Source organism: Pseudoalteromonas sp. SG43-1, assembly GCF_014164415.1.
Classification (GTDB): domain Bacteria; phylum Pseudomonadota; class Gammaproteobacteria; order Enterobacterales; family Alteromonadaceae; genus Pseudoalteromonas; species Pseudoalteromonas distincta.
Map to the genome: position 1 here is coordinate 78,829 of NZ_JACJFD010000005.1, position 10,710 is coordinate 89,538.

At 37.7% G+C, this 10,710-nt stretch carries 7 protein-coding genes and 4 pseudogenes; 4 read left to right on the plus strand and 7 right to left on the minus strand.

Annotated features, from left to right (window positions below; translation table 11 throughout):
• Positions 1 to 119: 119 nt before the first annotated feature.
• Positions 120 to 1,073, minus strand: a complete 954-nt coding sequence (locus H5159_RS06025; RefSeq protein ID WP_182779970.1) for an MBL fold metallo-hydrolase — start codon at positions 1,071 to 1,073, stop codon at positions 120 to 122.
• Positions 1,074 to 1,351: 278 nt separating this feature from the next.
• Positions 1,352 to 1,684: a DoxX family protein gene (locus H5159_RS06030; protein ID WP_240915869.1), complete on the minus strand. Its 333-nt coding sequence runs from the start codon at positions 1,682 to 1,684 to the stop codon at positions 1,352 to 1,354.
• A gap of 164 nt (positions 1,685 to 1,848) precedes the next feature.
• On the opposite strand from H5159_RS06030, the gene H5159_RS06035 reads away from it, so the two are divergent.
• Entirely contained in the window at positions 1,849 to 2,736 is an 888-nt protein-coding gene (locus H5159_RS06035) for a LysR family transcriptional regulator (protein ID WP_182779972.1), read from the plus strand.
• Positions 2,737 to 2,763: 27 nt separating this feature from the next.
• Here H5159_RS06035 and H5159_RS06040 read toward each other — a convergent pair.
• The 4 genes and pseudogenes from H5159_RS06040 to H5159_RS06055 all read right to left on the minus strand — a co-directional run.
• Positions 2,764 to 2,914, minus strand: a pseudogene (locus H5159_RS06040) (transaldolase family protein); the annotation flags it as partial.
• Between the two features lie 36 nt (positions 2,915 to 2,950).
• Positions 2,951 to 3,979 (minus strand): annotated as a pseudogene (locus tag H5159_RS06045) (xylose isomerase); the annotation flags it as partial.
• Positions 3,980 to 4,261: 282 nt separating this feature from the next.
• Complete coding sequence (locus H5159_RS06050; protein ID WP_182779974.1) at positions 4,262 to 5,629, minus strand: TrkH family potassium uptake protein; 1,368 nt, start codon at positions 5,627 to 5,629, stop codon at positions 4,262 to 4,264.
• Positions 5,626 to 6,285 (minus strand): TrkA family potassium uptake protein, encoded by a 660-nt coding sequence (locus H5159_RS06055; RefSeq protein ID WP_182672167.1) that lies wholly within the window; start codon positions 6,283 to 6,285, stop codon positions 5,626 to 5,628. Before H5159_RS06055 ends, H5159_RS06050 begins: the two co-directional genes overlap by 4 nt.
• A 182-nt stretch (positions 6,286 to 6,467) precedes the next feature.
• Here H5159_RS06055 and H5159_RS06060 point away from each other — a divergent pair, with 182 nt between their 5' ends.
• Positions 6,468 to 7,772: a DUF4118 domain-containing protein gene (locus H5159_RS06060; protein WP_182779976.1), complete on the plus strand. Its 1,305-nt coding sequence runs from the start codon at positions 6,468 to 6,470 to the stop codon at positions 7,770 to 7,772.
• Positions 7,765 to 8,433: a response regulator gene (locus H5159_RS06065; RefSeq protein ID WP_182779978.1), complete on the plus strand. Its 669-nt coding sequence runs from the start codon at positions 7,765 to 7,767 to the stop codon at positions 8,431 to 8,433. Before H5159_RS06060 ends, H5159_RS06065 begins: the two co-directional genes overlap by 8 nt.
• A gap of 47 nt (positions 8,434 to 8,480) precedes the next feature.
• Here the strand turns inward: H5159_RS06065 and H5159_RS06070 are convergent.
• A pseudogene (locus tag H5159_RS06070) lies at positions 8,481 to 8,771 on the minus strand (MFS transporter); the annotation flags it as partial.
• A 305-nt stretch (positions 8,772 to 9,076) separates the two neighbouring features.
• On the opposite strand from H5159_RS06070, the pseudogene H5159_RS06080 reads away from it, so the two are divergent.
• Positions 9,077 to 10,684: pseudogene (locus H5159_RS06080) on the plus strand (carboxylesterase/lipase family protein).
• Positions 10,685 to 10,710 lie beyond the last annotated feature (26 nt).

The following is a 10,710-nucleotide window of genomic DNA, read 5'->3' on the forward strand; positions in this document are numbered from 1 at the left end:
GGGTTTCATAAAAAGAAGTGCACTATGCTTTTATATTAGTAATGAGTATCGCTTTAAAGCGACATATACCGTCATTATAAATACATTAGCACGATAACGCCGGTGCGTGAAAAGCTATATTAGTTTGACTCAAATGACGAAAGTTTCTTTTGAACGTTATTTCGCAATACATCGTCTATGTACTCATTAAATGCCTTATTACCGGTTATCACGGGGTTTCGTTGATCAGATTTACGATTTTTTAATGTATTAATTTGATTAATTAGATCATGTGAAAACGGGTGGTTTGAGATACTTCCATCAACATCGTTTTTGTTTGCAATTTTTTGAAAATAATTTAAAGAGTGCAAATAAGTTTGATTTGCTTCTTTAGTATCCGGTAAACCGGTACCTCCCCAAAGTGCAACTGTATGAGGTATGCCATTATCTGTAACAGGTATTATCAAAGACAACCCACCAGGCGTATGTCCTGGTGTAGCAAGTACAGTTAAATTAGTTTTACCTAAACTTATTTTTTCGCCATCGATAACTTGGGTGTAAGTGCTAGGTAATGGTATTTCGGTAGAAAAGTTACCGAAAGGATCAGTTAATACAGGTGCATTTGGATTATGGATGTAGTCCCACTCATTTTTTCTCATTAAAATTTTAGCGCCATAATGTGATTCAAAGTAGTGAGCGCCGCCATAATGGTCGCTGTGGCCGTGAGTAACTATTACGTATTTAATATCTTCAGGATTTAAGCCTAACTCTTTTAGTCCAGGAACAATCACATGTTTGGCATCGTGCGGAGTCCACATGGTATCGATTAAAATAATGCCCTCAGTTGTAGTGATAACAAAAGTGTCTACGCTGATATATCCTACAAAATAAAGGTTATCAAATAGCTGAGTGGGTTCAAGAACAGTGGTATTGAACAAATCACTAGAGGTTAGCGAGGAAGGTAATTTATTTAATCTAGTACTTATTTTATCTTCACTCAATTTTGTAATATTACCGTTATTTGATGTTGTGCAGCCGCTCAGTAAGTAAGTTATTACTGTAATCGAGAAAATGCCTAAAAATGTTTTTTTCATATTTTACACCTTAGTTAATTAGGCATATTAAAAGCCCAAGTAATAAACTTTAGTACGCCGTTTATTTAATTATTAAATACAGGTTATGAACTCAAAATTAAAATTTAATGGATAAAACAACCTTAGCCTTTGTTTGTTTAGAGATCGAGTTTGTTATCTTTATCCTAAATGAGAGATGCGAAAGCATTAGTCATTTTGTAAATGAGGGTTTGAATAACGATAGAGGCGAATATATCGTTATTCATTGTATTTAAAATAGCTCTAGGTTACTTACTATCCTAGGCGTTTATATCATTGACTCGGTTAATTATAATATTAATTAAAAAAGCACATAAAATAACGGCAGGTATTGCATTGGCAACACTGTCGTAAACTACATGAAAAAATGTTGCACCAGCCATAATAACTAACAAACCACTTGCAGCTATAATGCTTAGTTTTTTTATCCAAATAGCAACAGCACCTGCAAGTTCACTTGCACCAATAAAATAGCCAAACCAAGCAGGTAAACCCATGAGTGCAAAAGATAAGTGCATTTGCTCAACTCCTGCTAGTTTTGCAGAGCCTGCAGCTATAAAGGCAAGTGTTGTTAATCCTAGTGATGTATACATAAAAATTCTTTTTACTTTTGTGCTCATGTTATTCCCAACTTTAATAAGAGTGATTTAAGCAGATGCTTAGCTTTTGACGTTAGAATAATCACAGTTCTTATTAATTAATATTGAATGTTTTTTTATAAGATATAAACTTTAGCTTTACATGTTTGGCGTAAATTATGAAATTAGAACAGCTTAGTATGTTTGTTACTGTTGCTCAGGTTGGATCATTGAGTGAAGCAAGTGCTCTTTTACACAAAACTCAACCAGCTATAAGCCAAGGTATTAAGCAACTAGAAAATACCCTTAACTTTGCCTTATTTAGTCGTAATGGTTATCGGTTAGAGCTTACCAGTGCAGGAAAAACTATGTTTCATAAGGCTATGAAATTGCTAGATGATGCAGCACAACTTAAACAAGTTGCACACCACATAGCACAGGGGAACGAGGTAAGTATAACGATTGCAATTGAAGCATCATTTAATTTAAAAGGTATTTTACCATTACTAAAAAATATGCAAAATCAGTTCCCTGAAACTCAAATAATAATCAGGCAAGAGTACATAACAGGTGCAATTGAAGCCTTACTTGATGGCTGTGCCGATCTGTGTATAACACCAACAATGGAATTTTCTGCACAAGAAGAGAAAACTGAAAAGCATTTGTTAAATAGCGGCTCATTAATCAATGTAGCTTCCCCTTTGTTGTTAAAGCGAAATCCAAACCTAAGGCAAGCCACTGATTTGTTGAACGAATACCAAATAATTGTGCAGGACTCAGGCACTGGTTCAAAAAACATAGAGTGGGGTGTACAGCAAGGTCAGCGACGATGGTATGTAAATGACTTTCCAACTAAAAAAATGCTTATCGAAAGTGCAATGGGTTGGGGCAAATTACCAGGTTATTTAGCTGATGAAGGTATTGCAAATAATACTCTGAAAATGCTGTCACTTAGTGATGTGCAAAATATAACGCCTCTAAAATATTACATTATTAAGAAAAGGGGAGAAGTGTTGGGACCTGTAGCAGAGGCTGTGTGGGAGCAATTTAAAAACTATCAGATATAACAATTACATATATGTGAAAAACGTATTTAAGTGTTTATATTGAGGTAATTTTGCAGCTTGTAAAATTAACGAAGGATTGGTTGTTGCATCAACCGGTTGTAGGGCTTTGATTGACTCTACATCGCCACTGTCGGCAACGACCGTGGTTACTTTTGAGTTGTTCTAACAAGTTCATAATGATGTACGCCTCGGCTTTAAAACCGAGACGATGTCCTTATACGTAGCGGATAACAATATTCTCAAGCAGCTCTTGTCGGCCAGAAACTTGCTTAGGATAGATGTCGTTTTCGTGTACTAACGTAGCAAGGCTCTCAAGTGATTGTTCACCTTTTAAAATGCTTTGGCCTAGGTCTCCTTTCCAGCCTGCGTAACGTTTTTCTACAAAGTCAGAAAGCTCGCCGCCTTCAATCATTGCTGCTGCATTGAGTAATGCTTTTGCCATCGTATCCATACCACCAATGTGACCGATGAATAAATCATCGCGTTCACACGATTGACGACGAAGTTTAGTATCAAAGTTAAAGCCACCGGTTGTAAAACCGCCATTCTTTATAATTTCGTAAACGACAAGTGTGCACTCAGCTACATCGTTAGGGAATTGATCTGTATCCCATCCGTTTTGCATATCACCACGGTTAGCATCAATACTACCCATAATACCTTTAGCGCAAGCAACGGCAATTTCGTGGTGGAAGCTATGACCTGCAAGTGTTGCGTGGTTTGCTTCAATGTTTACTTTAATTTTGTCTTGTAAGCCGTGCTTGTGTAAAAAGCCTGCAACCGTTGCTGTATCGTAATCGTAATCGTAATCGTACTGGTGCTTAGTTGGCTCTTGTGGTTTTGGCTCAATTAATAATGTGCCTTTAAAACCAATTTTTTTCTTGTGTTCTACAACCATTTTCAAAAAGCGTGCGTACTGCTCGCTTTCTTGCGCAAGATCTGTATTTAGTAGTGTGTCGTAACCTTCACGACCACCCCAAAGTACGTAGTTTTCGCCGCCTAAACGATGCGTAATTTCCATTGCATGTTTAACTTGCGCTGCTGCATATGCATACGTATTAGGATTAGGGTTTGTTGCACCACCGGCACAAAAACGTTTGTTTGAGAACAAGTTAGCAGTACCCCACAGTGGCTTTACACCAGTGCGCTGCATTTCTTTTTAGATAATGTTAGTTATGTGCGTTACGTAATCGAGGCTTTCTTGTAGTGTTTTGCCTTCAGGGGCAATATCAACATCATGAAAAATATTTGTATTTAAGTTTTTACACGAAACCAAAGGCAAAGAGCTTGAACAAATGAAAGGGTAAATATTACCCCTTTAATAAGCGCCAAAACTATTGTAATGGTTTGGCGCTTATTTTATTTATTTTCATACCTACAATGAAAAAGAGTGCTTATATTCATTTTTATTTTTCTATAAAAGACCCCTAATAGATAAAGTTATATTTAGGAGTCATTAATTTTCTAACTTGCACCGCAATAATACCTTACATAAATTATGCAGGCTAAGTGGCCTTAATAATAGTTACCCTATTTGTATGGTTGCTTTAGCAAATTTAAGAGGTTGTAATTTAGGTTTTGCAAAACAATAAGCAAATGTCAGTGGACCTACTCTGCCAATCAGCATAAGTAAAATTATTATTAGCTGGCTTGGCATACTTAAATTACTAGTAAAATCACGAGATAGCCCTACAGTGCTCAATGCCGAAATTACTTCAAAAGTAATATCTAAAAGAGACGCTTGCTCGATTTTACTCATAATCATGATGCTTAAAAAAGCCGTAAATAAGTATAAAATTACAACACTCAATGCTTTTATCACAAGTTTGTCGCTTAGCTCTCTGTTGAATATGGTTACCTGTGGTTTTTGACGTAAATAACTATACATAGCAAGTAGTAAAATAACAAAAGTTCCTATTTTAATGCCGCTTGCTGTACTTACCGAACCGCCACCTATTACCATTAATAACAATGTAAGCAATGTCGAGTCGGAACTGAGCTGGCTAATAGGTAAAGTATTAAAGCCTGCAGTACGTGGTGTAACTGCTTGAAACCAAGCAGTAATTATTTGCTCGCTAATAGGTAGGTTGGCAAGTGTGGCTGGATTTGAATATTCAAATAAAAAAATAAGCAAAAATGCACCGCAATTTATTACAGCACTTGCAATTAATACAATACGTGTATTAGTTGCTAATTTATGCCAGCGACGTTGTTGATATATATCTATTAAAACGGTAAACCCTAAGCCACCGATTATAAATAATGCACTGATAATAAGATTAACAGATACATCACTTTTAAAAGCCATTAAGCTATTACTGTCGAGTGCAAACCCGGCATTGTTAAAAGCCGAAATAGTATAAAATAGACTTTGATAGGCGCTACCCGCAATACCATAGTCATCTACCCAGCTAATAAAAAGTAAGCAAAATGCTATAGTCTGAATTATTAGCGAGTAAGTTATTACACATCTAGCTACATGGATCACTCCATTTAAATCGCTTGTATCGAATGCTTGGCTTGCAAGTAAACGTTGTTTTAATCCTAAGTTTTTACCAATACTTAAAAATGAAATAACGGCTACGGTCATAAAGCCGATTCCTCCAATTTGAATAAGTACCATAACAACACATTGCCCAAATGTGGTTAGCGCAGTACCTGTATCAATAACAACTAAGCCTGTAACTGTAACCGCAGAGGATGCAGTAAAAAAAGCTTGAATAAAGCTAAGCGATTCAACACTTGCAAAAGGTAATAGTAATAAGCAAGTGCCTAAAATAATGAGAGCAAAAAAACCAGCAGTTAAAATTAAAGGGGGGTTAACAGGCCTTTTGAAATTTTTTAAACGGCGATTAAATTGCTTTGGAAGTACGTGTGCTTGCCAGTTGATCATAAAGCTTTAAACCGTTTGGTGAGTTTTGTTAGGTAATGTTTAGAGCCCAGTAATACAAGGCTATCACCATGGCGTAACTCGGTGTCGAGTGTTAGGTCTGTATTAAAATTATCATCTCGGCGTAAGGTGAGCGGTTTTATATCTGAGTTACGGTCTTTTAAAAGCCAGCCAATATTGCGCCCTGATAAATGTAAATCTATGGCAAGCTCAACAATAAATGTAGATTGTGTAAGCGCAAAATACTGGTTAACCATAGGGTAGTTAAGTGCATGTGCTACTCTGATACCCATTTCTTCTTCGGGGTGAATAATACGGGATACGCCAAGTTTACTTAAAATTTGATGGTGACTTTTAGAGCACGCCTTAACCCATATTTGTTTAACACCAAGGTTTTTTAAATGCAGCACGCATAAAATACTCGCTTCTATGTTTTCACCAATTGCAACTAATACAGCTTGGCAGCTGGTTAAGTCGAGTCGAGCAAGCTGTGTTTCATCACTAGCATCTAAAATGACAGTGTAATTTAACTGATTAGCAAACGTGTTAATGGTGCTTTCGCTTATATCGGCTGCGCAAACGTGATGCCCCTGATTAGCAAGCTCAAGCGAGGCGGTAACACCAAAACTACCTAATCCAATTACTGCAAACTGTGCCATGTGCGTTCCTATTTAAAAAATACGACATAGCAAAGACTATGGAATTTTAGAAAAGAGTCACCCCATATCAATTAAGCTTTATAAACATTTAACACTACAGCCAAAAATCTTTATAAAAACTTTATACACAACGTATTAAAAAGCAGTAACCTATAAAAAGAGAATTTTATGGGAGTGCACAAATGGGTATTAATAAATGGCTTAAGCCGCTTTTATTAACAACAATTGCGCCTATTTTTATTGTGCTGGCTATTTTTCCAGTTCGAGAGTGGCTAACGACCACCGACATTGTGATGTTGCAATTACTTTGGGTGGCATGGGTTGCGGTGCGTCAAAATGCCGCCTTAGCGGGGATTACAACGTTAGTTAGTGTGGCATGTACCGACTGGTTTTTTGTACTGCCGTATTTTACATTTCATATCGAAAAAATTGAATACTTAGTCACTTTTACTGTCATGCTTATAGTTGGCTTGATGATAAGCAAATTGGCGGGCGAGCTAAGTAAAAACGTTCGTGATACCCAGTTACATGCCAGTAATACACGATGTTTATATGAGTTAGCTAAGGCGCTTAATGGGCTTGATGATATAAACGCTCAGCGCCAAGTATTTACAACATCGATTAAAAACCATCTAGGTATTACACTTCGTTGGAACAATAATACAATGGATAATGGAGAGTACTTCAATATCGAACAAAACACACAATGGGGCGGCTTTATTTCAGATGCCAAACTTAGTCCTGAAAACCGTGCATTTATAGATACGGCACTGTCTTTGTTGTTTCAGGTCCACGAAAACTCAAATCTTAGAAACCAGTCTGCATCGATGAAAGTACAAGCAGAGTTAGAACGTGCTAAAAACGCATTGCTGCGTAGTTTATCTCATGATCTACGCACGCCTTTAGCTACTATTATGGGCTCATCGAGTATGTTAGCTGACGAAAATATTGAGCTGAGTAAGGCATCAATTACAGAACAAGCAAAAAATATTTATGAGCAAAGTGAAATCTTAAATCAGCATTTTAACAAAGTGATGGAGCTTAGCCGGGTAAATAAAATAGGAGAGCAGCTAGCATGGCAAGCTATCAACGTACATACACTTGTTACTGAGGCTAAAGCACGCAGGCAGCAGCAATTAAGTGGTTTTAACTTAGTGTTAGTCTTTGATAAAGCTACTTGTTGTATAGGTGATATAACACTTTTAGAAATCGCGCTTGCGAATATATTCGAAAACGCGGCACGTTACGGTGATGGAGCGGCGACAGTGGACTTTAATACTGAGCGAATTGCTAATATAACACACTATAAAATAGCCGTAAGCAATCTCATAGTTACTCATCCAAGCAGTTCGGATGAAGGAGTTGGGCTTGGTAGCGTAATTTGCGATGTAGTTGCTCAGTTTCATCAAGGCGAATTTGTATTAGCTATTGATGAGCTGACCCAAGTAGCCACAGCAATACTTAGCTGGAGTGCAAAGAATGATTAATGTATTGGTGCTAGAAGACTCACCTGCATTGCAAAGTTTTTTAAAAACATTACTAGGTGCCAGTGGCTATAACGTATCAATTAGTGCGAAAGGGCTTGATGGTTTTTCATTAATGAGTGTGCAAAGCTTTGACTTAGTGTTACTTGATTTGGGATTGCTTGATATGGATGGACAAGCTTGGTTACTTGAAGTACGACAATGGAGCCAAATACCAATATTAGTGCTTTCGGCTCGCGATGGCGAGGTGGAAAAGGTTACAGCCCTTGATAATGGGGCAAACGATTATATAACCAAACCTTTTAGTGCAAACGAACTTCTGGCAAGAATGCGTGTGCTACTAAGAGTAAATACACAGCCGAGTTTGGCACTGCAATGCGGTAGCATCATTATAGATCCGCATAAGCACACAGTTACGCTTAACAGTAGCGATGTAAAGCTCACTAATAAAGAATATAAAATTTTGCTTATGTTATTTCAAAATAAAGATAAAGTGCTTACTCATAATGCTATTTTAAGTCAGGTATGGGGGGAGCAATACATTAATAGACCTGAGTATATTCGTGTACATGTAGCGCAACTAAGACAAAAGCTTGAAGTAAACCCTGCAAGCCCTATTCATATCTTAACTGAGCCTGCGGTAGGTTATAGATTAGTTGGGTAGGCACTAAAAAATTATCGTCCTAAATTTAGCTATTTAGGACGATAAAGTTACACGTTTTCTAGTTTCGTTCCTTTGGTTTCTGTTACTAAGTAAATAACAAAAAGCACCGATATTAATGCGAAAAATGCATAGAGCGAATATGCGAGTACAAGCCCTCCAGCGGCTAGCAATATGGGAAAGGTGATAGTGACTAAAAAATTAGCCAGCCATTGAGCAAGCCCTGCAACTCCTAAGCCTAATCCTCTCATGCTATTTGGAAATATCTCGCCGAGCATTACCCACATTACGGGACTCCATTAAAGGTTAAAAAAGAATACATATAAGTTGGCCTTTACAAGAAAACCAAAGTAGCAAAATCTTGATTCCATACAAAAAATTAGTAATAACCGCTCATGGACATAGCCGAAGTTGATATAAAAGCTGAACATTCAGCTAACCCAATACAAAGCGAATTAAACCTGCTCTACAGAGTAGTGCTCTTTTTATTTCAGTGTGAGATACCCAAGTTAGTAATACTTATATAATGCGGCTTTTTCATGTGGCTGCATTAATCAATAAGCAATTGCTTAATAAGGCAACCTGCTTAATTCAGGAATTTAATATGAATACCTTAAAACGAATTCGCTTTATCATTGCAATGTTTATGAGCATAAGTATTTGTGCGAACGGGCAAGACTCAGCTGAACTTAATGAGCAAGCAAAAGCCACACATAATGTGATTGCAAAAACACAATTAGGGCTTGTTAAAAGGGTGTCTGTACTAGATACAAAAATGCCAGTTAATAAATTTTTGGGGATCCCTTATGCACAAGCACCTATTGCTAATTTACGCTGGCAGGGACCTAAAAGTGCGACTCAGTGGCGAGACGTGCTTGATGCAACTCAATATGCCCCTGACTGTATGCAAACCACATTTCCTGGTGATTCGGCGCCCCTAAAAGGCTCATTGAGTGAAGACTGCCTTTACTTAAATATATGGGCACCAGCACAAGATATCACTCAAAAGCGCCCAGTTATGGTGTGGATACACGGTGGAGGCTTTGTCAATGGTGGTTCGTCAGCGGCTATTTATAGTGGTCAGTCGTTTGCCTAATCGGGCGTTGTATTTGTTAGTTTTAACTACAGGTTAGGGCGTTTTGGTTTCTTTGCTCATCCTGGGTTGAGTGAACAAAGCAAAAATACACCGCTTGGAAATTACGGCTTAATGGATCAAATCGCGGCCCTAAAATGGGTTAAAAATAACATTACCCATTTTGGTGGAGACGCTGATAATGTAACACTTTTTGGTGAGTCAGCTGGTGGTCGCTCGGTGAATTTTCATATGTTATTGCCCCAATCTAAAGGGCTTTTTCACAAAGCGATTGTGCAATCAGGGGGTGGTAGAAGTGATTCGACAGAGACGGTCGTATACTTAAATAAAAAAGGCACTAAAGGTAACCCTTCAACTGAGGATGCTGGCATTCAATTTGCTAGAAGTGTGGGAATTAATACCAATGATATAAAAGCACTCGCAAAACTACGTGCTTTACCTGCAGAAAAGGTATTGAGCGGTTTGAATATGATGAACGCAAATACGCCTACTTACAGCGGGCCTATGATTGACTCATCTATTGTATTAACAAGTGACGAGGAGGGGTTTGCTCAAGCTCTACAAACAAAAGTTCCACTTTTTATTGGCAGTACGGATTTTAAGTGGGGATTTTTAAAAGACTACAATCCGAAAGGTGCTATTGCAATAGCCACAGAAACGCTCGAATCAGTGAACAATAAAGCTCAGTTTACTAGAGCGTATGCGCCATTTGTGCTAGCTAAAAATGGGGAGTTAAATTATCCACTGCTAGGCTCTATGATATTCGGTGATAAGCGTTTTGTAGAACCTGCGCGCTATATTGCAAGCAAAGCGAGTATGAGTGAACAGCCTACATGGCTTTATCGTTTTAATTACGTCCCTAGCCACTTAAAAGGCAAAGTTGATGGCGCATACCATGCCACTGAAATACCTTTTGTATTTAATACTCTTGCGCAAAATCCGTTAACATCGCAAAACGATTTTAAAATTGCCAGTGCAATGCACGCTGCATGGGTAAGGTTTGCTAAATACAGCAACCCGTCACCTAAGCAAGGCATTGCTTGGCCTAATTACAATGCTAAAGATAATAGAATAATTGAATTTAACGAGAACGGAAGTGAGGTAAAACAAGACCCACTTGAGAATCGCTTAAATGAGATAACCAATCTAATTAGCCAATAAACATTTATAGAGCCCGTATATATACG

Coding starts and splice junctions, on each gene's coding strand:
- H5159_RS06025 (WP_182779970.1), bottom strand. CDS start 1,073: ATGAAAAAAACATTTTTAGGCATTTTCTCGATTACAGTAATAACTTAC.
- H5159_RS06030 (WP_240915869.1), bottom strand. CDS start 1,684: ATGTATACATCACTAGGATTAACAACACTTGCCTTTATAGCTGCAGGC.
- H5159_RS06035 (WP_182779972.1), top strand. CDS start 1,849: ATGAAATTAGAACAGCTTAGTATGTTTGTTACTGTTGCTCAGGTTGGA.
- H5159_RS06050 (WP_182779974.1), bottom strand. CDS start 5,629: ATGATCAACTGGCAAGCACACGTACTTCCAAAGCAATTTAATCGCCGT.
- H5159_RS06055 (WP_182672167.1), bottom strand. CDS start 6,285: ATGGCACAGTTTGCAGTAATTGGATTAGGTAGTTTTGGTGTTACCGCC.
- H5159_RS06060 (WP_182779976.1), top strand. CDS start 6,468: ATGGGTATTAATAAATGGCTTAAGCCGCTTTTATTAACAACAATTGCG.
- H5159_RS06065 (WP_182779978.1), top strand. CDS start 7,765: ATGATTAATGTATTGGTGCTAGAAGACTCACCTGCATTGCAAAGTTTT.